Source organism: Clostridium fermenticellae (assembly GCF_003600355.1).
In the GTDB taxonomy this organism is placed as follows: domain Bacteria; phylum Bacillota; class Clostridia; order Clostridiales; family Clostridiaceae; genus Clostridium_AV; species Clostridium_AV fermenticellae.
In genome coordinates this window covers 2,101,521-2,128,174 of the sequence record NZ_CP032416.1, presented here as the reverse complement: position 1 = coordinate 2,128,174, position 26,654 = coordinate 2,101,521, and the positions used below count along the sequence as shown (strand labels likewise).

Here is a 26,654-nt window from a genome sequence, read left to right as displayed (position 1 = left end):
TAAATATAGAAATAATGTTATATTATGTCACTCGACATAATCACATTAAAATAGTGTTTAATAATTTTTAGGTGATGAGTATGGGGGTAAATTATAAACTTAAGTCTCTTAGAATTAAAAATAATGTAACTGAAAGGGAACTTGCATATATGCTGCACATGAGTATATCTGCATACAGCCGTAAAGAAATAGGAAGCAGGAATTTCACTATTGGAGAGGCCGGCAAACTTGCTAGATTTTTTAATACTACGATAGAGGACATTTTTTTGTGATAGTTACTTTTATCTTATAATATGGGGGGATCTATATGATTAAAGAAAGGCTCAATGAACTTCCACCGCTTATAACTGTAAAAGAAATGGCACAGGTACTTAGGATAGAAAGAAGTACTGCTAACGAAATTATTTACAGGGAAAACTTTACTATAATTATGCTTAAATCCAGGAGGACAATAATAATTAAAGATGAATTGATTAACTGGATTGAAAACAATACAGCCAAATACAAATTTAATGGGTAGAAGGGGCATTATTAATTTTTAGGAGGTTATTATAATGGCTAAGTACAGGCAGCTCCATACTGATTTCTGGAATGACGGATTTGTTTTAGATTTAACTCCCGAGGAAAAATTCTTTTACATATACTTGATGACTAACTCAAACACTACCCAGTGTGGTATTTATGAGCTCCCTAAGCGAATTATAGAAACCCAAACTGGTTACAATAGAGAAACAGTGGACAAACTGCTTCTCAGATTTCAGGAATATAAAAAGATATTTTACCTGGATGAAACAAAAGAAATAATGATTCTAAACTGGACTAAATACAATAAACCCAATAATTTAAATGCTGTAAAATGTGTCAATAGAGAACTTAAAAATGTTAAAAACAAAGAATTTGTTTCACTATTTTATAAACGGTGTCTTAATGAAGAACTGGATATTGAAAGTATTTTTGAGGGAATAGAAATAAAGGATCCTGCTGATTCTGAAAATGAAGCTGTTAAGGATTTAAAAGAGCCCCTTACAAGCCCCCTGGAAGGGGTTTACAAGGAGCTTGTAAGTAAGGAAGTAATAAGCAAAAAATAATAAATAATAAGCAGGAAGTAAGGAGTAATAAGAGTGCAGGTGAAGAGACAGCTTTTAACACCTACAGTACTGTGCTAGCATTTTTTGAGGAGAACATACACTCTGCAGGGGAAGCTGAGAGGGATAAACTACGCATGTGGAGCGGTGTTATAGACTGTGATGTGATTATCCTTGCGGTTGAGGAGGCTTTAAAGTACAATGCCAGGAATATAAACTACGTGGATAGAATACTGCAGAGCTGGAGAAAGAAAGGTTTGAAGACTGCCAATGATGTTAAGAGGTATAAGAGTATATGGGAGTCCAGGAATACTGAACATAGGGAAAAGTGTAGGCAGTATGATTTTAAGGAGCTTGAGAGGAAGCTGCTTGGATGGGGTGATGGATAATTTATACTTTTTGATTCATTTTTGTATAAAATGGTGCTATTATGGTGATAGAGACTGATCTAGTATATAAGAATGATCATACAAATAGTAATTTATCGAGTTGATTAGTATTAAATTATGAAGAAAATTTATAAACAATGAAATGTACAAATCAGAATTTGATGAGGTGACAACAGTTATGAAAATTATTGAGTGGAATATTAATCAAAGATCTAATTGGAATGCACAAGGTTCTATTCCAGTGTGGGTTGGTGACGAGATAAATGAATTAAAGCCAGAGGTTGCTATAATTACTGAATTTAGCAAGACTCTTAATTGGTTAGATGATTTTGCATACAAATTATTCGAATATAATATTTTCACGAGCACTAATCCGGAAGGAAATGAAGTTCTTATTGCAATAAGAAAAGAAATAAGAATAATTGCAATTAAGGAATTACCTATTCAACAACTATCTGCTAATTTCCTTCAAATTGATATTGAATACAAAGGAATGCTTTTAACCATTATAGGAATTCGTATTAGAATTGATAATAAAAAAGCTCAACTTAATCAACTGAGTACATATTTAGGCAGTCTTGATGCTGAAAATGTTGTTGTGTTAGGTGATCTTAATGTTTGGTATACGTGGGCAAGTAAAGATAAAAACTGGTCACTACCACAAAATTATAAAATAGATGGACCTAAATTTAAAATGAATTATAATGATTGGACATCCCTAACAAAGTGGAGTTTTGTCTTTGAAGATGATACTAAAGGACCTATTGATTTTGTTATTACTAAAGGTGTGACAATAGACAAGATAGACTATTTATGGGACTTCTTAAGCAACGAAGAGTATAAAGGATGCAAAGACGAAGATAAATATAAAGGTGATGATTCAGGAAATCCAGATCATGCTATACTAATTGCAGAGATAACATGTGAATAATTGATTCTGACATATATTTTCATTAAACTTTTGAGAAGAAGTGATTGTCAACTTCCAATTTAAGGCTGAGTAATGTAAATAGTAATTTGTTTATAGGAGAAATGAAAGGAGAAATGATTTGAATAAAGTACAGAAAACTGCTTATGAATTAATTCAAGCAGACGCAAGGTTTTTATATACATTAACTGATATTTCAAAAAATGCTCAAAATATTAGTAGTAATTATATTTGTATGAGCCTACCTTATATCGGACTTTTTACAGAAGGTGCAGAACAGTGGTGCAAAAAAGTTGGATTAAATTCTCCTTGCTTTAATCCAACTGAGAAAGTATTTTATACGCAATTAAGACAGGGCCACAAGCTTTTTGAAAAAAGTTATAAAGATTATGCTACTCTGCTTTTTAAAAGGTTCACAGAAAGTGAAAATTACTTTTATAACATACGTAGCTTACGTGAAAAGATTTTTGGATATTACAATGTAGGTACTGATTTGTGTAATGGTGAGTTTTGTGGTAATACAATTTTATGTTCAATGTATACTCCTATAAAATTATTAGGCAATGAAGGTGTGGGGCCATGGATAAGAGATATGAGTATAGTTGCTGGAAAGTTATCAGCTTATTTGGGTTGTAAGGAGTTTCCCATATATAGATATAATGATAATATTATTGTTAAATACAAAGATTACCATTTTTATAGAAACTCACCGCTTAAGATGAACGACGATTTTGGATTTCTGCTTTTCTCTATACTTTGCAGTATTAATTATGCAATAGAGTTTATTGAAAATTATTTTATAGATGAGATTCCTCAAAAATTTAAATATGCATATTTACAGTATTATTATCTTTGTGATTTCATTAAAGAGGTGAATACTCAAAAGAATACTGATTTTTATATAGATGACTGTTTATTTGATAGAAAATTTCGTAACTGTCTCGCTCATTATGGTTTGGGTCAGTATATAAGAGAGACTGAGATCATTTCAGATGATATACTAAAAGGATTAACAAATAAAGCCTTTGGAAAAGACTATCTAACTACAAAAGCGGAACTCTATGAAATTCTAAGAAGTTTAACTAAGCAAATAGAACAAATTATTTTAGAATAATATGTAAAAATATCTATTGTTAGTCTATAGTTTAATTATTATAATCAAATAAACAAATTCCAATTTAAGGTTAAGTAGCATAAATAGTACTTTATGAGGTGATGAATATGAAACTTACATTGGTTCCACTTAAAGCAGAAAACATTGCAATGTTTAAGCGAGACATGCAAGAGGCATTTCAATATGGATACGAAACGGAATGCGGGCCATCCGATGAATTAATTTTACCAGAAAAGGACATAGATGATTCACTCAATGCCAATGGTGCTGAAGCGTATCAGGCAATTGTTAACGGTGAGGTTTCCGGTGGAACAGTCATAACTGTTGATAACGAAACATATCATAATCATTTGGATTTTCTTTTTGTTAAAGTTGGTTGTCAAGGAACTGGCGTTGGACAGGCACTTTGGAAGGCAATAGAAAATTTGCACCCTGAAACAAAGGTATGGGAAACATGTACACCGTATTTTGAAAAAAGAAACATTCATTTCTATGTCAATAAACGTGGTTTTCACATTGTTGAGTTTTATAATCCACTCCACCGAGATCCAAATATTCCAGAGACTGTAGGTGGAATGCCAGCTAGCGAAGGTGATTATTTCTTTAGATTTGAAAAAATATGAACAGAACACTTCTATAAATTTCAATTTATCTGTTAGGTGATATAATGAAGTTATTTTAATAATAAAATTTAATATACTTAGGAGTGATGTAAATGCCATATATAACATTAGAAGGTGGAAAATTAACTAAAGAACAAAAAGAAGAATTAATTAGAAAATTAACAGAAGTTTCATCAGAAATAATGCATATTCCAAGTGAATTTTTCCTTACTACGATTAAAGAATTGCCTGATGAAAATATTGGAATTGGGGGAAAAACAATTGATAAAACAAAAAAAGAATATATGAATAAGCAACATTAATATGAAGATAATTTCCAATTTAATGAGGTGAAATAAATGAGCATAAAAGCAATTTACAATAGAAGGAGTACACGAAAGTATAAATCTAAAGAAACACCAATAGACATTCTTAATAAAATATTGGATGCTGCAAGAACTGGTTGGGATTGTTATACTTGGATATTCTGATGAAAAAACAAATCCAAGACCAGGGAAGATACCGGATAGCATTATTGAATATAAACCTTTAAATTAATATTTTCCATTATGTCAAAAAATGGTCAATCACCACCCTTTTACCTGTATAATCAAATAAAAAGGCGGTGGTTACCATAGAAGAGCTTGTTAGAAAAGCTAAATCCGGCGACAAAGACTCCATGGATTCTATCATTGCAAAATTCAGCTGCTTCATAATAAAAAAAGCATGTAAATACAAGATCCCTTCCTATGACTTTGAGGACCTAGTACAGCACGGATACCTTTCTATAATAAAAGCAGTAAAACTCTACAAAATGGGAAAAGGCTCCTTTACAACCTACTGCACAAACTCCATAGTAAATAACTTCAATGCCCTTTTGAAAGGCCAGATAAAACATTTTAGAGAAATCCAGGACAGCGGTATACTGTCTATTCAGCCCTATGACTTTACCCTTGAGGATGAAGTTATTGCCTATGATGAAGCAGAAAAAATAAGACTTTCACTTAACAAATTACAGGATATAGAGATAAAAATAATTAAATCCGTGTACATGGAAGGCAGGACACTTAAGGAAACCGCTGAGATACTTAACATAAAATATAGACATGCTATAGAAATAAAAAAATCTGCCCTAAATAAACTGAAAAAATGTCTGAAATAGCATATATATTTTTATAATGGCAGAGGGAGGGTGATATTTATGTATGACCAGCTGGTTAGTTTAATCAGCACCGTGGGGTTCCCAATAGCAGTTAGTATATATTTGCTCATAAGATTTGAAAATAAGATTGACCTTTTAGTCAAATCTATTGAAGATTTAAGAGAAGATATATCAGCCGTTATAAAAAATCAGGAGAAGAAATAGGTAAAAGCCTATTTCTTTTTTTCTGCACTAATTTTTTGAAGGGCATATATATAAGTAAAAGTTAAAGAAAGGGGCGAATTGCTATGGCAGCAAAGTCAACAAAGCTTTCAAGTACGCTTTCTATTGTAGAAAAGACAGGGCTTAACAAACAGGGTAAAGAGATACTTAAGAAAGTTACACTTGGCAAGATTGCAATGGATGCAGCAGATCAGGATGTATATGATGTAGTAAAAGCTATAGGTGACATACTGACTTATCCTGTAAATGAGATTCAAAAAGTGGACAACACTGTAATTACTAACGCCTAGTTAGTAGGCAAAAATCAGGAAAGGAGGAGTTTAAATGGCAAACAGACTTAATATGAGGTTTACTACCGAGGAAGAAGGTAAATATTTTTCCTTGAGTGTAGACAACGTAAAAGAAGATGCAAATGGACAGCCTTCAGTTACCCAGGAACAGGTCGCATCTCTCATGGATCTTATAATTGCAAAGAAAATATTTGTTACTAAGAACGGTGCATTAGTTGGCAAGAAGGATGCTAAGGTTGTAACAACAGACTCAAAAGAATTTGAAATGAAATAGAGCATAAAGGTCCTGCAGATGTGCAGGACCTTTAAATTTAGGAGGTGGCATTTTGAACATAATAAATTCTAATTTGAGCTTTAGAAGCAGTTTAAGCTGGGGCAATAATCCAGAAGTAGTCGTGCTCCACCATGCAGGTGCAAAAGTGTGCAGTATAGAGGATATCCACAGGTGGCATCTTGAAAATGGATGGTGCGGCTGCGGTTATCACTATCTTGTGAGGAAGAACGGTACTGTATATACGGGAAGGAATGAGAAGGCCGTAGGTGCCCACTGTCCAGGATATAATTCTAAATCTATAGGGATATGTGCTGAGGGTGATTTCAATATTGAGGTTATGGGGCAAACATAGTACAGTGCATTATTAGAATTAACCCGCTCCATGTTAAGCAAATATGGAATAAGTAAAATATATGGCCATAGAGAGCTTTATTCTACAGATTGTCCTGGAGAGAATTTTCCCCTGGACAGGATAAGAGGTGAAGCTGCAGGAAACGGTGGTAAATTAATTTATCCTGGATACCTTATAAGAATGAATTCTAATTTGGAGGATAACAATGTAAAGGCTGTTCAAGAAAAGCTTATGAGCAGAGGTTATAACGTTGGAAGATGCGGTGCTGATGGATTCTTTGGAGGGGGCACCCTGGAGGCTGTAGAGAGTTTTCAGAGGGACTGCGGGCTTGCAGTTGATGGTATTGTTGGAGTTAATACATGGAATAGGTTGTTTGGATAAATTAATACCAGTATAAAGAAGGTTGGTATCATAAAAATGATGCCAACCTTTTTTATACTATCACATCAAAATCGTAGGGTTTATCTATAATTTTTGCATTCTTATCGTATATAAGAAGATACAGCGGCATATATAAATCTCCTGTACTTCCAAGTAGATTTATTATGAAAAGAGTTCTTCCGAGCCATACAGGAAGAAATAAATTTTTGATCATCAAATTTAGTTATTGTAACTATAACTATAAGCTATTCAATTTCTTTATAAATATTATAATTATCAATATTATCTTGGATTTCGTATGCTTTATCAATATATTCATCCATATTATCAATAAAGTCATCCCATTTTACACTTGGTATATAGCTACTATCTCCATAATAAATAGTTGAATTATTTTCACAATCTTTTGTATCTGGTTGTTTTATATTGAACATGTTGTTTCCAAGAATTGAGAATAATGTATTGTTTAATAAAGTCCTACAATGAGATTCACAACAGTCATTTGTATAGGTATAATATTGATAAGAATTGTTATAGTCTGGAATTATTATAGCAAGCATAGCGTTTGTTTTGCTTGTAATAGGATTACCGTTTTTGTCTATGCGTGATGTTTCTTTAAGTGAATATGAAATTTCTCTTGGAATCCACTGATATTTTTCTAATTTAAATGCTTCCTTCATATTTTTAGAAATTAAAACCATCGTAATAGTACTGTCATAAATTCTATTTCTTAATTTATTCCATATCGTATCTTTGTTTAATTGTGATAAATCTTCCCCATCAGATTCTCCCTTGTTTATTTCGTTAGAATCTCCTAACTTTTTTTGAAGTTCATCTACATAATTTCTAACTGTAGTTGTTTCATTAGAATCTGATTCTATTGGATATACATCATCGTCTGCATATTTATAAGATATAAATATTTTATGTCCCATTAATATTCCCCCTAAAAAATATAGATTATGATAAGGTACAAAACAATATGTAATACTTTAACAATATTTTATATTTTTATACTATATTTTGCAATATATAATTAAATTTTGGTATAATTAATTATATATTGAAGTTAATCAATATGATAGAAAAATCTACAATTAGAGTAAATGTTAAATTGTGTAGTATTATGTAAATAAAGATATCAGGCTATTTTACAAGATGAAAAAGACCAAAGATATGGTTTAAGAACTTAGTTAGAATAATAAGATAAAAAAATAAAAATCAGTTAATTGGACAAACAGGGAAGATGCTTAGAAAAATATAATTTAATTAGTACTTTAAAGGAGATGAAAAGTTATGTATAAAGGATTTAATGTAATAGATGATGCTATATTTAACAAGAAGGAATACTATGATACAGGTAATGGTAACCATGAAAATAACAAAAATATAGTAGAAAAAGAACTTGATGAATACGTTGGAAAAGATGGAATACTTGATGGTAGTAAAATAAAGAATGATTGGTTTAAAGATATTGATGCAGATATTTTTATATCTCACTCTCATGATGATGAAGATTTAGCAATTAAGTTGGCTGGATGGCTTAAACAAGAGTTTGGATTAACTTCGTTTATTGATTCATGTGTTTGGAAATATTCTAATAATTTACTAAAGGAAATAGATAATGCTTATTGTAAAACTGATGATGGAGCTTATTATAATTATGATAGTAGGAACTTTTCTACAAGTCATGTCCATATGATGCTTTCAACAGCATTAACAGAAATGATAGATAGAACAGAATGTATATTTTTTCTTAATACACCTAATTCAATATACACTAAAGATGTTATTAAAAATGAGACTATGTCTCCATGGATATATTCAGAGCTTGTTACAACTAGGTTGATAAGAGAAACTAAGCCAAGCCGTATTATTAATGAGAGTGTACTTGAAAAAAAATACTATGATTTTGCTAAACAAGCAAATTTAAGAATTAAATATGATGTAAACTTAGACCATTTATATGCTATTAATTATAATGGCTTTTGCAATTGGAAAAAAATAAATAATGGTAAAAAAAGTAAGGATATACTTGATAATTTATATTCATTGTTAGTTTAATAAAGTTTGTAATTTTATTGGAGGTGTAATATATTTGGACAAGATATCAACGGAGATAATTCATAAGGAAATTGATTTAATTCAAGCTTGCATTACACGTATGGCTAATAATTCATTTTTGTTGAAAGGATGGTACATAACACTTATAACAGTTATGCTCACTTTATTTTTTGCACAACACTGTAGAATTGAACTTATAGGTTTGTTCATTTTTGTTATAACTGCTGTGTTTTGGGGATTAGATGGTTTCTTTCTCAAAACTGAAATACTATATCGTTGGAAATACTCTTGGGTAATTAAAGAAAGATTAAAGGACAATCAAGATAACCTATATGATTTAGATCCTTATAATAAAGATATGTGGATAGATGCAAACAGTAAAAATGATTGCTTATTTAATTTTATACTCTCAAAAACTTTAATTCTATTATATGGTATGCCTATGCTGATATCAATTGTTATTTTGGTTCATCGCATTATTTATTAATTTATTATAAAAGGAAGTGAATTAATAATGGAACATAAAACTTTTATTTCTTACAAGTACAGTGAGGCGACTACATTAAGAGATGATATTATTACAGCATTGGGTGATGCTGCTACTTATTATCAAGGAGAAACAAGTGATTCACCAGATTTAACAGATACAACTACTGATAATATTAAACGTGTGCTAAAGGATATGATGTATGATACATCAGTTACTATTGTAATATTATCGCCGAATATGAAAAAAAGTAAATGGATTGATTGGGAAATAGAATATTCTCTTAAACAAATTACACGAAAAAATAGAACATCCCAAACTAACGGTGTTGTAGGCGTAATTATGAAATATGACGGTGGTTACGATTGGTTAGAAATTCATGGAACCAATTGTCATGGTTTCTCTACTTTAATGTATAAAAATGAACATTTGTATCCTATAATTTACAAAAATCATTGTAATTCAAAACCACCGATTTGGCATTGTGATGATTGTCAGACATATGATTTTATGGATGGTTCTTATATTACATATGTGGAAGAGAAAAGTTTTCTTGATGACCCAGAAGAATACATTAATAATGCATATGATAAAAGTGATAATACAGACAAATATGATTTAAAGAGACAAAGGTGATTTTTAATTTATTCCTTTATGTAATTTTGAAAAAAGCGTTCATGTTCTCATGGACGTTTTTGATACATTATAAAATGTTATTATGTGTAGTACCAGCGAAGTTGTCATTTACCACAAAATAAACGGCTTTGATAAAATTTTGTTAAGGAGGAAAGTATGAATATATGTTTTATTTCACCAGAACTTACTGTCTATAACTGTGAACATGCAAAAATATTTTTTGAAACATGTAAGTCTGAAATGGATAATTATGTAGTTGATTATGTAGTTATAAAAAATATAAGGCAAATACCTGTGGCCATAAATAAAGTTTCTAATAATACTTTGATTATAATGTTTAATAATAAAGAAAATAGTTATGACGCACAGTTAACTGAGTTAATAGCCAAAGCAAATGCAAATAATGCAAAAATATGGACAATTGCTATAGATAAGGATTGCAGAGAACCATTGGATTTAATAAAAAATAAACAAAGCTTTGAGGTATGGGATAAATTAAGGGTAAGAAACTTTAAAGTGTATAATGAATTGAAAGCAAGAAATTTGGGAAATGATAATATAAAGTCAATAGCATTATTGTTTTCTAGAAAAATTATTTCTTATATATCACCAACATTATGTAATGAAGATTTTTTATTATTTGTTAGTCATAGAAGATTGGATGGGGAAGATTTAACTGCAAGATTATGTGATAAATTAAAAATTCAGGCTAAAAATGATAAAACGTTTAGAGATGTTACAGATGTTGAAGTTGGAGAAGAAACACAAGAAGTTATTAAAAGTGCTTTAGGAAGAAGTGACGTACTAATTTTTTTACATACACCTCAGTCTGCTAAATCTGAATGGATAGAAAAAGAATTGAGATTTGCTCTATTAAATAATATACCTATAATTTGGATTCAGATAGATGATGCAAATATAGATACGTTACCCGTTAAGCCAGGAGATAAACCCAATATTTCATGTAATAGTGAAGATTTTAATAAAGAAGATAAGCTTACAAAGATTATTGATGATATTCTGTCTCAAAGTTTTCATCTTGTTATGGAATATTCATATAATATATATGATCAAATAAATACATTTAAAGATTTTTGTCAGAACCAACATATTAAATTTACTGAGGAAAGTTTTGATAGAATGATATACTGCTTAAGTGCTTCTAGAAAGGGTTATTTTTATCCACAACGAGAAATTAAACAGTATGTTCAATACTTTGGAAAAAGGTATAGTAGTAATGATATAATTAAATTAAATAATTTTTTAGATAATAAAAAATATAAAAATTATAATTTATATGATTCGGCTATAATTTTATCAAATAATATAAATTATAAAAGATTGCAAGATCAAAATAATAATAAAATAATTGAAGAAAATTGTGAGGATTTTTATTATAGGTGGAGAGAATATATGAATAAAGTTAAAGTTAAATATGATGAGGAAATTGTTATATCTGGTGATTTCTCAGAGTGTGAAGAAATATATAAACAGTCTTTAACAGACGCTGTAAATTTATTTTCTAAAGAAATATTGAAAAGTGGATTAACGCTGGTATTTGGTTCACATCCAACATTTCAAAATATAATTTTTGAGATTGGCCAAAAAGTGAGACCAGAAGATTATAAAAAAGCTATTAAAATGTATATTTCTAAATTTTTTAAAGAAAGATATAATTTATTTGAGATAATGAGAAATGCAACTGTTTATGAAACTGAAAAGGTTGGAACTGGAAATAGTAAAGAAGATAGGGAAGAAAGTTTAGCATTGATGAGAAATAAAATGATTAATAGAGAAAATGTAAAAGCATTAATATGTATGGGTGGAAAAATAAAAAAAGATGCTAATTTACAAGGAATTGATAGTGAAATTAAAATTGCAAGAGCAAGTGATATACCTGTTTTTTTAGTTGGTTCAGTAGGGGGACGTTCTTCTCAACTAGCTACCGAATACAAAAAATGTGGTAAATGGAATGAACTCAACGGTGCTCCTAATGAACTTAATGAACAATTGTTGTATGGGTTCGATTATAGAAAATTAGCAAATGAAGTTATAAATTTTTTAAAAAATGATTAATTAATGGAATATTGGGTATAGAGAGACAGCGGACTTGCAGTTGATGGTATTGTTGGAATTAATACGTGGAATAAGCTGTTTAGATAAATAAAGAAGGTTGGTGTCATATTTACCATAATTATTTTAAAATTAAAATCAACAAAAGCCTACAGAGTTTTCTATAGGCTTTCTTTATATCTCTCGGATTGATGGCAGGGCGGCATATCCTGCATACCTGGTAACTACCTTTTTAAAGGCAGCGTGTCGGGAACCTTTCCGATCCTCATACAATCCTTTATAATAATATATTCAACTTGTTTCAAATTTATTATACACAATAAAAAATAAATTATCAATATCAATTTTATGGATTAACTTTTTTCAATCTTCCACTTTTCAATCTTTTAGGAACTTTTGAAGGTGCTAACAAATACATACTGGAAAAATAAAGATGGCCGGATGGATCTAATTTTACTGCTACTAACACATCTCCATCTATAACTTTAACTAACTCTATACTATCTTTTTTTTTAGGATTTTGTCCTACATAATCAGGGCTTTCAATTATCTCAGGAATGTTTTGAAAATATTTTTTAAAATCATCAGGATGTTTCTTTTTTATATGTTTAATAGCACCTGGGTTCATTCTAACCTCTCCAGAAGGTACATTTGAATTAGCCATATTTATATACTTTTGTTCAAGGTTTCCTACAACTTGAACTTCATTCGTATTATCTTTAAGCTTTTTAATACACATAACACTAACCCTTTCAATTTAGCAACCATAAATAAATTATAATGTTTTTAAATATACTTGTCTATTTAAAGTAAACATTTAAATATATAGATGCAAATGGGCAGACTTCAGTTATCCAGGAACAGGTCGTATCTCTCATGGATTTTATAATTGAAGTTATTTAACTTTGTTGACTAAAAAGGTAATTCATCTGAGTAAGAAAAGTAAAAAATATGATAAAATATAAATATATTTAAGAGATTGACTTAAAAATAGGAGGAAATTAAAGTGGCACAAACAAATGATGGTTCATTGGACTTTGCAGCAAAACTATGGTCAACGTGCGATAGATTAAGAAATAATATGGAAAGTGCAGAATATAAGCACATTGTTTTAGGACTTATATTTTTAAAATACATTTCTGATTCATTCGAAGATAGGCATAAAGAATTAGGGGAAATGGTTAAAGATCCTAACAATCATGAGTATTATTGTACTGATGAAGAGGAAAGAATTGAAATATCAGAAGATAAAGATGAATATACATCTCAAAATATTTTTTATGTTCCAGAGGAAGCAAGATTTAGTTATATACTAAAAAATGCAACTCAATCTGATATTGGTAAAATAATAGATAATGCCATGGAACTTATAGAAAAAGAAAATCCAAAGCAATTAAAAGGTGTACTTAATAAGGTATACACAAGAGCTCCACTTGATTCACATACTTTGGGAGAAATTGTTAAAACTATAGGAAGTATTGAATTGTACAATAAAAATGATGAAATGGACATTTTAGGAAGGGTGTATGAATATTTCTTAGGAAAATTTGCACAGCAGGAAGGAAAAGGCGGCGGAGAATTCTTTACACCTGATTCTGTTGTTAGACTACTTGTAGAAATGATAGAACCTTTAAATGGTAGGGTCTACGATGGCTGTTGTGGTTCAGGTGGTATGTTTGTTCAGAGCATGAAATTTCTTCAGGCACATAAAGGCCAGAGAAAAAACATTTCTATTTATGGACAGGAATCAAATCCTACCACACTTAAACTTTGCAAAATGAACCTTGCAATTAGAGGATTAAGCGGTGATATTAGGTATGGAAATACATATATAGATGATCAATTTAAGGATTTAAGGGCACAGTATGTTTTAGCAAATCCACCTTTTAATGATAAGTTGTGGGGAGCAGATAGGACAAAAGGTGACGCTAGGTGGGTCTATGGACTAGCACCGGAAAATGATGCAAACTATACCTGGCTGCAAAATTTTTTATATCATTTAGACAGTGAAGGTGCAGCTGGTATAGTACTTGCCAATGGTTCCATGACTACATCACAAAGTGCAAATCTTGAAATAAGAAAAGGTATGATAGATAAGGGAAATGTAGTAGATTGTATGGTGGCGCTGCCTCCTCAATTATTCTTTACGACACAGATTCCAGCTTGCCTTTGGTTTATGAGAAAAGGAAGAACTACAAATAAAGTGTTATTTATAGATGCGAGAAAAATGGGGACAATGCTTGATAGGGTTTTAAGAAAACTAACGGATGAGGATATTAAAAAGATAGCAGATATATATCATAACTGGAGAAAAGGTAAGGATTATGAAGATATACAAGGTTTCTGTGCAGAAGTAGATAGAGACACCATAGCTGAAAATGACTATGTACTAGCACCTGGAAGATATGTTGGTATTGAAGAAGCAGAGGATGATGGAATTCCTTTTGAAGAAAAAATGACAGAGTTAACGGAAAAACTTTATGCTCAGATGAAGGAAAGTTTAAAGTTGGATGAAGTTATAAAGAAGAACTTGGAGGAACTTGGGTATGGAGAATAGTTGGATTAAATATAAGATAGGTGATATTTGCGAGGTGAGGGGAGGTAAAAGATTACCTAAAGGAGCTACGCTGTTAAATAAAAAAACTATCCATCCATACATAAGATTAGTTGATATATATGGCAATAGGATAAATGAAGATAATATTATGTACATTGCAGAAAATGTGTATAAGAAAATTTCAAGGTATATTGTAAATAAAGATGATGTTTGCGTGGCTATAGTAGGAAATACAATAGGTATGGTTTTTTATGTTGATAAAAGATGGGATGGTTCTAACTTAACAGAAAATGCGGTAAAGATAGTTTGTAATAATCAAATTAGTAGTAAGTATTTGTTTTATTACCTTAACTCAATTTACGGACAAAATGAAATAAATAAGGGAATAGTTGGATCAGCACAAGGAAAGTTACCAATATATAATGTTAAAAATATTGAAATTTATTTACCAAATAAATTTGAGCAAAACAAAATTGTGTCAATACTTTCATCCTTTGATGACAAAATTGAACTCAACAATGAAATGAATAAAACTTTAGAAGAAATGGCACAGGCTATTTTTAAATCCTGGTTTGTTGACTTTGAACCTTTTAAAGAGGTCGGTTTTGAAGAAAGCGAATTGGGAATGATACCTAAGGGGTGGAAGATACTAGAGCTTTCTAAGTTAGGAAATATCGTAACTGGGAAAACACCGTCAAAGAACAATCCAGAGCATTTTGGAAAAGAATATAAGTTCATAACACCAAAAGATATTAATGGAAATATTTTTATAACCAAGAGTGAAAGAGGATTATCAAATGAAGGTTATGAAAAGATGAAAAAAAATATGCATTATAAATACAGTATAGGGGTTTCATGTATAGGATCAGATTTAGGTGAAGTGTATCTGAATGATGATGAAGGTTTTACTAATCAGCAAATTAATACATTAACATTAAATAATTATAAGTATTATCCTTATGTGTACATATGTTTAAAGAATATGAAAGATGACTTTAAAAATATGGCATCAGGGAGTGCAGTTCCTATTATTAATAAAACAGCATTTTCTAAGATAAAGATTGTAGTACCTTCAGAAAAATATATAGAGGATTTTTATAATAAGGTAGATTCAATATTTAGAAAGATGTTAATTAATATTAACCAAAATGAAGAATTGAATGAAACAAGAGATACATTACTACCAAAACTAATTTCAGGAAAAATAAGATTAAATGATTAATAGCAATACTGGAAAGGTGCAACTTGCTATAAATAAACATTAGTGGAATATATATGAATTAAATAGGAATAGAAAAAAATAATTTATGGGGAGTGGTATGTCATGTTATTTAGTAGAAACAAGTCTTATGGGGACATAGTTCCTGCATTAGATACAAAAAAATTGATATTTTTAGTGAAGAAACTATTACCAGATGTTGTATTCAATATGGCCAGTTTAGAAGGAAATCCATTTACTTACCCTGAAGTAGAAACGTTACTTGATGGAATCACTATAGGTGGTCATAAAGTAAGTGATGAGCAGCAGATCTTTAACATTAGGAATGCGTGGAATTATTTATTTGATTTAATTTATAAAAATGATACATATATAGATGTTTCTTCACTTTATACAATATTTAATAAATTTAACGAAATTGTTGCTAAGGATGAAGCTTTAATTAGCGGTGCATTCAGAAATGGCCAGGTTAGAATAGGAGGAACAGATTTTATTCCACCTAAAGCTGAAGAATTGGAAAGTATATTTAAAAATGAATTACCTCAATTAATTGAAAGGTGTAAAAGTAAAACTGAATTAGCTTTTGAGATATTTTTATGGGGAGCTTTAAATCAATTTTATTATGATGGCAACAAAAGGACTTCTAGGCTGGTATCTAATATGATTTTAATATCAAATGGCCAAGGAATATTTAATATAAAAGCAAAGAATAGATTGCAGTTTAATATTCTAATGGTTGAATTCTATAACACAAGAGAAGCTAATAATATATTTGAATTTTTATATAGTAATTGTTTGGAGAGATATTAAAATTTAGTGAATAAAGTAATTTTTTAAAGAAATGAAGGTGCCTGCTATTGATAAAAAATTAGTTGTAGAAATTAATTATAATATTAATCCTATTGATATTTCAAAGTTAATAAAAATACAGAATGATTTTTTATTAGGAGATTATGAAAAATTAGTTTTAAATTTTACTGAATCAAAATTTATAAATGCAGCAGTAGCAGTAATTATAGGAACATTGTGTGTTTATGCAAAAATAAAAAATAAATATGTGAAATTTAAGTTTCAAAATGAAACTAATAATCCAATTTTTAAATTTATGAAACAAGTTGGAATCATATATACATAGTAGGAGAATAATCAGGAGGTATAAGAGTGAAAACTATTATTGTAAATGAATTTATTAAAAATGCATTTTCTCAAGAAAAAGCACTTATATTAAGAAAAAAAATTGAAGAATGTTTTTCTAATGATGATAAGATGGTATTGGATTTTTCTGGAATAACTAAATTTACAACTTTATTCTTTAATTTTAGTACAGGATATATTATTTCAGCATTTGGTCCAGACAAATACAATGAAAAAATATCATTAATTAACCTTTCACCTTTAGGACAAAGTACTTATGAAAGTTCATATAAGAATGCAGTAGAAAAATACAAGCCTAATAAAGAAATTGAAAAGAAAATATTGGAAGTAATAAAAAATTCTGAAGAGTAAAGATATTTAGGAGTGATAAAGTTGCCATCAGATGATAAAGATTTTAAGAGCATTGATGGTATTAATGTATATTTTGCACGTGATTAAAGTTAGAATACAGGAAGATAATAAATTAGTTGTTGAATATTATAGTTAATTATGTAATGATACTTCAAAAATAGAAAAGTGGATTAGAAACAATAGATAAAAGTCATACTTCCTTAGAAAAGTATGGTAAAGTTATAATATATAAACATAAAGTGATAAGGAGTGGCAAAAATGGCTATTAACTCTCAGTTTGAATCTCTAGTGGAACAAGCAGCTATTAAGTGGTTTAAAGACTTGGGTTATGATTATATTCACGGCAGCAAAATATCTGCTGAAGATAGAAAAGATACTACAGAAGTAGTTTTAAATAAAGTTCTAATGGATAGTTTAAAGAAAATTAATCCTAATGTTAAAAGTGAATGTATACAAGAAGCTTATGAAGCCTTAAAAACTTTTAACTATCCTACAATAGAAAATAATAATAAGGATATCCATAAATTAATTAGAGAAGGTGTAAAGGTTACCTATAATGATAAAAGCGGAGAAGAAGTGGGGGATATAGTTAATGTATTTGACTATATCAAGCCAGAAAATAACTCTTTTATTGTCTGCAATCAAGTAACTATAAAGGGACCTAATACTCCTAGAATTCCAGATATCCTTGTATATGTTAATGGATTACCTATAGGTTTGTTTGAACTTAAAAATCCGCTGGATGAAAATGCAACTATAGAAGGAGCTTACAGGCAGATTAATCTTTATAAAAAAAATATACCAGATATATTTTATTATAATGAAATATGTGTTGTTTCTGATTCTACAGAGGCAAAGGCAGGTACCTTAACTGCAAATTTTGAAAGATATTCTGCATGGAAATGTATTGATACTGGAAACATAGAAAAAGAAAAAACAGAGCTGGAAGTACTTATAAAAGGTATGTTTGATAAAGAAAGATTGCTTGATATTATAAGAAACTTTATTACTTTTGAAAATGGAAGTGCTGTAGTCAAAAATAAAAAGAAGAAAAAGAGAATAGTTTCAGATAAGAAAGAAAAGAAAAAAATAATTGTAAAGAAAATAGCTATGTACCATCAGTATTATGGTGTAAGTGATGCTATTAGAGAAACTTTAAGAGCTGCAGGTGAAAATGGAGATAGAAAGATAGGAACTTACTGGCATACTCAAGGGTCAGGTAAAAGCTTGTCTATGGTCTTTTATACAGGAAAGGTTATTAGGGAAAAAGCATTAAATAATCCAACTATAGTAGTTATAACTGATAGAAATGATCTTGACGATCAATTATACGAAACTTTCTGCAATGCAAATGATCTGATACCTTATCCTGTACAGGCAGATAGTGTAGAAGATTTAAAAGAAAAAATACATACTCTTGCAGCTGGTGGAATTATATTTACAACTATTCAGAAGTTCCAAACGGATAAAGAAAATATAGAAGGATTAGATGTAAATAGGAAGATGAAGAAAGCTATAACAAGGGGCAGCGAGTATCCACTATTGTCAGATAGAAGCAATATAATTGTTATGTGTGATGAGGCACATAGAAGCAATTATGATTTTTTAGACGGTTTTGCTAAAAATATAAGACAGGGACTTCCAAGTGCTAGTTATATTGGTTTCACAGGTACGCCAATAGATTTTGAGGATAAATCAACACTTCAAGTGTTTGGCGATTATATTTCTGTTTATGATATGAAACAGGCAGTTTTGGATAATGCTACTGTGCCAATTTTTTATGAGTCCAAGGTAGTTAAATTAAAACTTGAAAACAACGATATTGATATGAATTTTGAAGAAGTAACTGAAAATGAAGAAGAGAACACAAAAAATAAATTAAAATCTAAATGGGCAGCTCTGGAAGCATTAGTAGGCACTTCTGAAAGATTGGATATAATAGCAAAAGAGATTGTAGATCATTTTGAAAAGAGACTGGAAACCCTAGATGGAAAAGGCATGATAGTTTGCATGAGTAGAAGGATTTGCGTTGATTTATATGATAAAATAATAAAATTAAGACCCGCGTGGCACTCTGATGATATAGATAAGGGTGCTATAAAAATAATAATGTCTGGCAACGTATCAAAAGATCCTGAAAATTTTGCACCGCATCTTTTAAGTAAAACACAGATGAAAGAAATAGAAGGAAGGATGAAAGACCCTGATGATCCTTTAAAATTAGTTATTGTTAGAGATATGTGGTTAACTGGCTTTGATGCTCCTCCGGTCCATACTATGTATATAGACAAGCCAATGAAAGGTCACAACCTAATGCAGACTATTGCTAGAGTAAATAGGGTATTTAAAGATAAACCAGCAGGATTAGTAGTAGATTTTATAGGAATAGCTGAGGATTTAAAGAAGGCTTTAGAGCATTATACACAAAGTACAGGTGGAAATGAGGCCGCTGCTTTTCCAATAGATAAAGCACTTAGGTTAATGAAAGAAAAGCATGATATTTGTAAAGCATTTTTTCACAAGTTATTAATATCCAACTGGGAAAACCAGGAGCCAGATAAGAAACTAAATTTACTAAAAAAAGGTATGGATATAATAAACTATTCAGAAGAAGTGAAAATGAGATTCTTGAAACATAGTGCAGAATTAAAAAAGGCATATGCACTAGTTGCTCATGATGAAAGAAGCAATGCTTTTAGAAGTGATATAGCATTTATGCTTGCTGTTAGAAATAATGTGGTTAAATATACGCCACCAAAAGGTCAAACTATGGAAGAACTGGATACGGCAATAAAACAAATAGTATCAGAAGGTGTAGGAGCAGCAGAAAAACCTATAGATATATTTGCAGAGGCTGGCCTAAAAAATCCCGATTTATCAATTTTAAATGAAGAGTTTTTGGATAAAATGAGCGGCAGGGAAAATGAAAATCTTCAAATTGAGCTTTTGAGAAAGTTATTAAATGATGAAATAAAAGTTAAGCAAAAGAAAAATGAAGTTAAATATAAATCATTTAAGGATATGCTTGAAAACATGATAAATCAGTATCACAATAGGGCACTAACTTCAGCTGAAATTATTAAAAACTTAGTGGATATGGCAAAGGAAATGCAAAAGGAAGATAAAAGAGCAGCACAGATGGATATGACGGATGAAGAAATAGCATTTTATGATATTGTAAAACAAGGCCATGAAGCTATTTTGCAGGATGAAAAGACAAAAGAGATAGCAAAGAACTTAGTTAGGATAATAAGAGAGAAAACTCAAAATGCTGTTGATTGGACAAACAGAGAAGATGTTCAGGCAAGTATAAGGTCAACAGTAAAAAGGCTGCTTAAGAGAAATGGTATAAAGGATTCAGAAGATCTTGAAAATACAATTAAAATTGTAATGAAACAGGCAAGTAATATTTTTGATAATAATATAGCTTAGTATCATAATTTTGTAGGTTATAAAGAATAAAAAAGATACATATGTAAAGGCTATTTTTACATATGTATCTTTTTTACAATGCTGACATGTAAGTCATGGGAGGTAATAGTATGAAATTAATAAAAAAATATACTGAAAAGCAATTGATATCATATATTTATGACAATAGATATAAAATAGGTGCTAATCTCCTTCAATTTATTAGAGATAATGGCTATACTAAATCATCAGTTTCAAAATTAGCGGATATATCAAGACCAACTATTGATAAATTAATTAAAGGCGAAATAGATAATAATACAAATCTCAAAAAACATGTAGATAAGATTATTGCAACTTTTAATATAAAGCTTGAAGAATTAATAGATTATAAGCGTGCAGAATCAGACAATAACCGTGAAGTTGCAGTATCTAATAATGCACCGGAAGAATATGAACTAAGCGACAAAGCTAAAAGAATGTTTGGTTTTCTAGACGATATAATAGATCTTTATGAAGTCTATAGTGATAGGTAGGGTGTTATTGACAATATCTTCAATCTACTTGAAACAAAGTAACTTTTACTTAACACAAGAGACTGATTACTTGAAAGCAAATATATTATTATATATAAGATAAATGCTAGTTTTAATGCCATTTATTATAAAAAGTTGTTATTAGCTGATAATAAGTACAAATTTACTTAACACTGAAGTTATTTTACTTGAAAATAATATAAAGTTGCTCGAAATAGAAAGAAGGAATCTTTAGATATTCGCCCTTTTGATATTTTATTTAGAAGTAGAAATTTGATTGGGAGCGTAGAGACTAAGTTATATTACGAAGCTATGGCCAAGCTTTAACTCTTCGCATACTCAGAATAAAAGCTAGGCCATAGACGAAAATTTAATGGGATGCTCCGCCCCTAAAACCCAGGCAGTAATCCTTCGAAGTCCTATAATGGGCTTCTTTCAGTCGCAAGGAAGCTTTGGACTAGCTATTATTTTTCACTACGTTCAAAAAAATAGCTAGTCCAAAGGCAAACATAATATTCTATTCAGTAAATCACATCATAATAAAGTAAATTCCGCTCTTATAATAATATATAACACCAATCTTACAAATTATTAAAATATCATATGATAAAAAATAAATCCTGATTTATTAAGTTCAACTAAACTAGATATAGGTTCTGGGTTATAAAAGAAGCTAAACTCTTACTCAAGTAAAATTGGTATTACATATAATTCACATTTTATATATTTGGGCACTTTAACTGCCATCCCAAAAAGGACAGGTTCCTATCTAGTATTTCTAAGCTTTTATAAGTTCCTCCTTTATCCGGACCTTCTAAAAGCAAAGAAATACACGATTTTAACTAGCCCTTTATTTGGGTACCCGGCAGAGTGCAGAGGGGTGAGACATGCTCCCTGCAGAAACCTTTCATGTACAAGCATTGAAAAGACATGTCCATATAAGGTTTCGCAGCAAGGCAAGTCCACCCTAGATAAATTGTCTTTGTATTTGTATAGAATAATGCTTATTTTGTAAGTATAGGTAATAATATGGATTTACGTGGTATAATTAAGATATATAATCTTATTGTACAGATGTGTTATATTAAATTCATTGTTGCAATACAATGAAATATTGTTCCGATGTTTTAAGTATTAGAACAATATTAATGTATATGTGATATTTAAAAATTTATTAAATTTTATATAGGACCTTAACATAATGAAATTAATGTATGTTATAGTTACTTTAATTAATGGGGGACGGAAATGAGTCAGATACATTTTGAAAAACTTACTCCAGTTAAAGATGTAGATCTGAGAATATATAATGATGCATTGAATTTTGTATTTGAAAATAATGATATTAGAAATGTTGCTGTCTCTGGCGCTTATAGTGCTGGAAAAAGCAGTGTTATTGAGTCATATAAAGATAAACATAAAGAATTGAGTTTTTTACATATTTCACTTGCAAATTTTGAAACTACTGAACAGCAAAGTATTGAAGATAAAAACAATAATAGTAGCTCAAATGATACTGAAACAGATGTTAAAAAAGATAGTAATACTTCTAACATCAAAGAATCAATATTAGAGGGAAAAATACTTAACCAATTATTACATCAGATAGATGTGTCTAAAATACCACAAACGAACTTTAGAGTTAAACAAAAAATATCAGAAGAAAGTATTTTTCGGATAACCTTAAAAGGTATAATCTTTATAATTTTTGCTCTTCATATTTGTTTTTTCGATAAATGGTGTAATTTTGTCAGTAGTTTAATACAATTTAAATTTTTAAGTTTTCTGGAGATAACAACAAAGAGTATTAGCTTGCTATTTAGTGGATTGATAATATTTATAATAACATGCGATGCACTCTATAACTTAATAAAGACACAAAAAAATAAAAGTATTTTTAAGCGCCTTAAATTTCAAGGAAATGAAATAGAAATATTTGAAAAAAGTGATGAATCTTACTTTGATAAATACTTAAACGAAGTTCTATACCTTTTTGATAATGCAAATGCTGATGTTATTGTATTTGAAGATATGGATAGATATAATATAAATCAAGTTTTTCAGCGTTTACGAGAGATAAATGGTCTCATAAACTTAAACCGTACAAAGGAAGATGAAAATCCATTACGTTTTTTTTACTTGATTAGAGATGATATTTTTGTATCTAAAGATCGAACTAAATTTTTTGATTTTATTATACCAGTTGTACCTGTAATAGATAGTTCAAACTCTTATGACCAGTTTATTTCCCATTTTGAAAATGGTGGAGTTCTTGAAAAGTTTGATAAGCATTTTTTACAAGGAGTTTCGCTATATATTGATGATATGAGAATTTTAAAAAATATATATAATGAATTTATGGTGTATTATAACAGAATTGGGACAACAGAGCAAGATTATAATAAACTTCTTGCAATTATTGCTTATAAAAATATATTTCCTCGTGATTTTAGTGATACTCAGATAAATGTTGGATTTGTATCTACATTGTTTAATAGTCAGAAAGAAATTATTAAAGATAATATTAATAGCATTGATACGAAAACTCAAGCACTTAAAGAAAAAAATGATTTATGTAAAAAGGAACATTTGAAAAATGTTGATGAATTAAATCTCATTTATACTAAAAAAAATTATTATGGCGTTTTAGATACTAGTAATCCCGAATATATTAAACGAAAAGAAATAGTTGATATGATTAGAAACAATAAGGTTGATGATTTAACAAAACAAATTACAGAGTTAGAGTAAAAAAAATCAGAATTAAATAATAAAAAAATTAGAGAACTTATTACAAGAGAAAATGTTTATACAGTTTTTAATGTTTGTTATAAAAATTTTCTTGGAGAAAAAAATTATTTTAAAGAAATGAAATCGAGTCAGTATTTTGATTTGATAAAGTATCTAATATGGAATGGTTATATTGATGAAACTTATGAAGATTATATGACTTATTTTTATCCTAATAGCCTTACAACAAATGATAAAAAATTTTTACGTAGTATCACTGATAAGAAAGCAAAAGAATGGACATATAAAATCAATAATCCTAAATTGGTACTTTCAAGATTGAGAGAAGTAGATTTTCAGGAAATAGAAACTTTAAATTTTTCTTTGTTTGCTTATATATTAGATCTGCAAAATGATAATAGCAAATATTTGATTATTTTTATTGAACAATTAAAAAAAGAAAAATATTTTATGTTTATGCAAGAGTACTTTAGTAATGCACCTAGTTTAATTTTATACGTGGATTCAATAAATAGATATTGGACGTCTTTTTTATCTGAAATCATAAATCGGAATGAATTTTCTTATGAGCAGAAAAAAGAATATATTTTGATAACGCTCTATTATTGTGACAATGAAATTGTAGATAATATCAACAATGATAATTTTCTATCTAAAACTATAGCTTCTGATCCAAAATTTTTGAAAATTAAAACTCCTAAAGTCGAAAAACTTATAGATGAGTTCTCAAGATTAAACATTAAGTTTAAATGTATAGATTATGAAGAATCAGATAAGGATTTATTTGAAGCTATTTATCAGCACAAGTTGTATCAATTTACCTTTGAAAATATCTCGTTGATGTTGGAGCATATTTTTAATATTCAAAATAAAGATGATATTCAATATAAAAATTATTCACTTATTGTAGGAGATCCAGAATCAAAATTATTTGAATATGTAAATGAAAATGTTGACCAGTACATGACAATAATACTTGAAAATTGTGGTGATACTATAACGGACATTCCAAAAGCGGTACGAGAACTTATAAATAATAAGAATATTGAAATTCCTAAGAGAGCAAAATATGTAGAGTTTTTGCAAACACAGTTAGAATTACTACAGGATATTAAAGATATAAACTTCTGGGATTTATTTTTACAAAAAGGATTGATAAAGTATTCTGAAATTAATATTTTACAGTACTATTTCAAAAGTAGTAAGGGATTAAATGATATTCTGATTAATTTTATTAATGGTAGTAATAGAGAACTTAAGTTGTCATTAAATGAAATTGACTCAAAGTTTGGCGAAAAATCAGCATCATCATTGTTTGATGATGTAATTATTTGTAACAGTCTTATTGATGATAAGTATAGAAATATTATTGATGAATTAGGGTATACGTATGATAATTTTAATGTTCAAGAAATACAAGAGCAAAAAATAAGAATTTTAATAGAATTAGGAACCATTAAAATGACTGCTGAAAATGTTAGATTTATGCGTACCACTTATCAATCTCAATTTATATATTTTATAGAGTACAACATTTCTGAGTATATAAAAGATGTAATCGAAAAAGAGCCTATTTCTAATGATGAATTACTTTGTATTTTAGATTTAAGTATAGATAATAGTTTTAAAACTAATTTAATTTCACATACTGAGGAACCTATATCGATTATATCTAAAAATTATTCAGATAATGTAAAAGAATATATATTACAGCATAATTTTGATACATCAGAATTATTACCTCTAATAGATAATTATGAAAATCAAAGTGACATGATAAAAGAAGTTTTGAGAGAGTTATCTAAGAAGTACATAGATACTATTGTTGGAAATGATGTTGAGTTATCAAATAATTTATTTGAATTTTTAATTTCAGTGGAAGATATATCAACTGAAGATAAACTTATTCTTTTAACAGCTAATATAAATAAGTTTTCAAAATCAGAGTGTGAGAGATATATTAAAATTATCGGTTCTAAAGAGTATGAGAAGATATTTACTACAGGCAGGCCTAAATTTGAAATTACTGAAATAAATAAAAAGTTATTGGACGAGTTTAAAAGTAAGAATTGGATTTCAGATTTTTATGAAAAAGATGGAGCATTTAAAGTTAGTCATAGAAAATTGAAAAGCAATTTAGAAACATCTGTACTTTGATACTATAAGTTTTGTAACTGCTATATACATTTGGCATATTTATAACTACTCATATATATTAGATAATGTTAATAAATTATCTAAAGAAAATAGGAAATATTTATTTTTATATGTTTGAAATTGTTAAAAAAGAGACTTTAGATAAATGAATTAATTTATATACCCAAGCCGTCCTTATGCCTGCCCTGCAAAGGGCATGTATAAGGTGGACTAGCCCTGGGCTTGTCAAAGGCGCCAACCGTGTGTGAAAAATTCAATTTAAATAAATACTTTGTGCGTAAAGGGAAGACCCTATAGGAATACATCGGAAGTACAGTTTAAATAGGAACTTTTTATGAGTTATTAAGGAAGCACTTTATCCGCAGGAAGCCTTCCATTTATTTTTTTTGCAGGAATCTAACTATCATAAGGCTGACGAGGACTAAAAAAGTGCTGGTGCTTGAAGAAAATATACAGCG

30 protein-coding genes are annotated in these 26,654 nt (G+C 29.2%); 28 read left to right on the top strand and 2 right to left on the bottom strand.

Translation table 11 applies throughout. The features are described 5' to 3' along the window. The first annotated feature begins 80 nt into the window (after positions 1-80). The 15 genes from D4Z93_RS09935 to D4Z93_RS13650 all read left to right on the top strand — a co-directional run bounded on the left by D4Z93_RS09935 (position 81) and on the right by D4Z93_RS13650 (position 6,799). On the top strand, positions 81-272 hold the full coding sequence (locus tag D4Z93_RS09935) for a helix-turn-helix transcriptional regulator (protein ID WP_162920293.1): 192 nt from the start codon (positions 81-83) through the stop codon (positions 270-272). 35 nt (positions 273-307) lie between these two features. After that, positions 308-520, top strand: coding sequence for a helix-turn-helix domain-containing protein (locus D4Z93_RS09930; protein ID WP_119973164.1), 213 nt, complete (start codon positions 308-310; stop codon positions 518-520). A 34-nt stretch (positions 521-554) separates the two neighbouring features. Then, on the top strand, positions 555-1,088 hold the full coding sequence (locus D4Z93_RS13505; RefSeq protein ID WP_243105929.1) for a hypothetical protein: 534 nt from the start codon (positions 555-557) through the stop codon (positions 1,086-1,088). 134 nt (positions 1,089-1,222) lie between these two features. Further along, on the top strand, positions 1,223-1,474 hold the full coding sequence (locus D4Z93_RS13500) for a DnaD domain-containing protein (RefSeq protein ID WP_243105928.1): 252 nt from the start codon (positions 1,223-1,225) through the stop codon (positions 1,472-1,474). A 178-nt stretch (positions 1,475-1,652) separates the two neighbouring features. Beyond that, positions 1,653-2,405 carry an endonuclease/exonuclease/phosphatase family protein gene (locus D4Z93_RS09920; protein WP_119973162.1) on the top strand — a complete coding sequence of 251 codons (753 nt, stop codon included), beginning with the start codon at positions 1,653-1,655 and terminating at the stop codon, positions 2,403-2,405. A gap of 118 nt (positions 2,406-2,523) precedes the next feature. Next, positions 2,524-3,516, top strand: coding sequence for a hypothetical protein (locus tag D4Z93_RS09915; RefSeq protein WP_119973161.1), 993 nt, complete (start codon positions 2,524-2,526; stop codon positions 3,514-3,516). A gap of 107 nt (positions 3,517-3,623) precedes the next feature. Beyond that, positions 3,624-4,139, top strand: a complete 516-nt coding sequence (locus D4Z93_RS09910) for a GNAT family N-acetyltransferase (RefSeq protein WP_119973159.1) — start codon at positions 3,624-3,626, stop codon at positions 4,137-4,139. 92 nt (positions 4,140-4,231) lie between these two features. After that, positions 4,232-4,441 (top strand): 4-oxalocrotonate tautomerase DmpI, encoded by a 210-nt coding sequence (gene dmpI / locus D4Z93_RS09905; RefSeq protein ID WP_119973157.1) that lies wholly within the window; start codon positions 4,232-4,234, stop codon positions 4,439-4,441. A 36-nt stretch (positions 4,442-4,477) separates the two neighbouring features. Beyond that, positions 4,478-4,609, top strand: coding sequence for a hypothetical protein (locus D4Z93_RS13615; protein WP_279220923.1), 132 nt, complete (start codon positions 4,478-4,480; stop codon positions 4,607-4,609). 134 nt (positions 4,610-4,743) lie between these two features. Then, entirely contained in the window at positions 4,744-5,280 is a 537-nt protein-coding gene (locus D4Z93_RS09895) for an RNA polymerase sigma factor (RefSeq protein WP_119973156.1), read from the top strand. 39 nt (positions 5,281-5,319) lie between these two features. Next, positions 5,320-5,484, top strand: a complete 165-nt coding sequence (locus D4Z93_RS09890) for a YvrJ family protein (RefSeq protein ID WP_023162382.1) — start codon at positions 5,320-5,322, stop codon at positions 5,482-5,484. An 83-nt stretch (positions 5,485-5,567) separates the two neighbouring features. Further along, complete coding sequence (locus D4Z93_RS09885) at positions 5,568-5,792, top strand: DUF1659 domain-containing protein (RefSeq protein ID WP_119973154.1); 225 nt, start codon at positions 5,568-5,570, stop codon at positions 5,790-5,792. Between the two features lie 34 nt (positions 5,793-5,826). After that, entirely contained in the window at positions 5,827-6,066 is a 240-nt protein-coding gene (locus tag D4Z93_RS09880; protein ID WP_065079093.1) for a DUF2922 domain-containing protein, read from the top strand. Positions 6,067-6,118: 52 nt separating this feature from the next. After that, positions 6,119-6,418, top strand: coding sequence for an N-acetylmuramoyl-L-alanine amidase (locus D4Z93_RS13655; protein WP_341466769.1), 300 nt, complete (start codon positions 6,119-6,121; stop codon positions 6,416-6,418). Between the two features lie 30 nt (positions 6,419-6,448). Next, positions 6,449-6,799 carry a peptidoglycan-binding domain-containing protein gene (locus D4Z93_RS13650; protein WP_341466768.1) on the top strand — a complete coding sequence of 117 codons (351 nt, stop codon included), beginning with the start codon at positions 6,449-6,451 and terminating at the stop codon, positions 6,797-6,799. Between the two features lie 245 nt (positions 6,800-7,044). Here D4Z93_RS13650 and D4Z93_RS09870 read toward each other — a convergent pair whose 3' ends face one another. After that, positions 7,045-7,734, bottom strand: coding sequence for a TIR domain-containing protein (locus D4Z93_RS09870; protein WP_119973152.1), 690 nt, complete (start codon positions 7,732-7,734; stop codon positions 7,045-7,047). A gap of 361 nt (positions 7,735-8,095) precedes the next feature. Here D4Z93_RS09870 and D4Z93_RS09865 point away from each other — a divergent pair, with 361 nt between their 5' ends. The 4 genes from D4Z93_RS09865 (at position 8,096) to D4Z93_RS09850 (ending at position 12,062) form a co-directional block, all read left to right on the top strand. Then, the gene (locus D4Z93_RS09865; protein WP_199798390.1) at positions 8,096-8,863 is read left to right on the top strand and encodes a toll/interleukin-1 receptor domain-containing protein; all 768 of its coding nucleotides are present in this window, start codon (positions 8,096-8,098) and stop codon (positions 8,861-8,863) included. Between the two features lie 34 nt (positions 8,864-8,897). Further along, complete coding sequence (locus D4Z93_RS09860) at positions 8,898-9,350, top strand: hypothetical protein (RefSeq protein ID WP_119973151.1); 453 nt, start codon at positions 8,898-8,900, stop codon at positions 9,348-9,350. A 27-nt stretch (positions 9,351-9,377) separates the two neighbouring features. After that, complete coding sequence (locus D4Z93_RS09855; protein ID WP_119973149.1) at positions 9,378-9,986, top strand: TIR domain-containing protein; 609 nt, start codon at positions 9,378-9,380, stop codon at positions 9,984-9,986. 156 nt (positions 9,987-10,142) lie between these two features. Continuing rightward, positions 10,143-12,062, top strand: a complete 1,920-nt coding sequence (locus D4Z93_RS09850) for an SLOG domain-containing protein (RefSeq protein WP_119973147.1) — start codon at positions 10,143-10,145, stop codon at positions 12,060-12,062. A 343-nt stretch (positions 12,063-12,405) separates the two neighbouring features. On the opposite strand, the gene D4Z93_RS09845 is transcribed toward D4Z93_RS09850, so the two are convergent. Beyond that, positions 12,406-12,798, bottom strand: coding sequence for a PBECR3 domain-containing polyvalent protein (locus D4Z93_RS09845; RefSeq protein WP_119973145.1), 393 nt, complete (start codon positions 12,796-12,798; stop codon positions 12,406-12,408). Between the two features lie 267 nt (positions 12,799-13,065). Between D4Z93_RS09845 and D4Z93_RS09840 the strand changes: the two genes are divergently transcribed. The 9 genes from D4Z93_RS09840 to D4Z93_RS09800 all read left to right on the top strand — a co-directional run bounded on the left by D4Z93_RS09840 (position 13,066) and on the right by D4Z93_RS09800 (position 26,196). After that, complete coding sequence (locus D4Z93_RS09840; protein WP_119973143.1) at positions 13,066-14,616, top strand: type I restriction-modification system subunit M; 1,551 nt, start codon at positions 13,066-13,068, stop codon at positions 14,614-14,616. Further along, positions 14,606-15,838, top strand: coding sequence for a restriction endonuclease subunit S (locus D4Z93_RS09835; RefSeq protein WP_119973141.1), 1,233 nt, complete (start codon positions 14,606-14,608; stop codon positions 15,836-15,838). Before D4Z93_RS09840 ends, D4Z93_RS09835 begins: the two co-directional genes overlap by 11 nt. Before the next feature lie 102 nt (positions 15,839-15,940). Then, positions 15,941-16,645: a Fic family protein gene (locus D4Z93_RS09830; RefSeq protein WP_119973139.1), complete on the top strand. Its 705-nt coding sequence runs from the start codon at positions 15,941-15,943 to the stop codon at positions 16,643-16,645. Positions 16,646-16,682: 37 nt separating this feature from the next. Continuing rightward, positions 16,683-16,970, top strand: coding sequence for a hypothetical protein (locus D4Z93_RS09825; RefSeq protein ID WP_119973137.1), 288 nt, complete (start codon positions 16,683-16,685; stop codon positions 16,968-16,970). 26 nt (positions 16,971-16,996) lie between these two features. Further along, a complete protein-coding gene (locus tag D4Z93_RS09820; RefSeq protein ID WP_119973135.1) occupies positions 16,997-17,341 on the top strand; it encodes an STAS-like domain-containing protein in 345 nt (114 codons plus the stop codon). A gap of 258 nt (positions 17,342-17,599) precedes the next feature. After that, a complete protein-coding gene (locus D4Z93_RS09815; RefSeq protein ID WP_119973133.1) occupies positions 17,600-20,773 on the top strand; it encodes a type I restriction endonuclease subunit R in 3,174 nt (1,057 codons plus the stop codon). A gap of 110 nt (positions 20,774-20,883) precedes the next feature. Beyond that, entirely contained in the window at positions 20,884-21,288 is a 405-nt protein-coding gene (locus tag D4Z93_RS09810; protein ID WP_119973131.1) for a helix-turn-helix domain-containing protein, read from the top strand. Positions 21,289-22,536: 1,248 nt separating this feature from the next. Continuing rightward, positions 22,537-24,039: a YobI family P-loop NTPase gene (locus tag D4Z93_RS09805; RefSeq protein WP_119973129.1), complete on the top strand. Its 1,503-nt coding sequence runs from the start codon at positions 22,537-22,539 to the stop codon at positions 24,037-24,039. Between the two features lie 117 nt (positions 24,040-24,156). Next, positions 24,157-26,196 (top strand): hypothetical protein, encoded by a 2,040-nt coding sequence (locus tag D4Z93_RS09800; RefSeq protein ID WP_119973127.1) that lies wholly within the window; start codon positions 24,157-24,159, stop codon positions 26,194-26,196. Positions 26,197-26,654 lie beyond the last annotated feature (458 nt).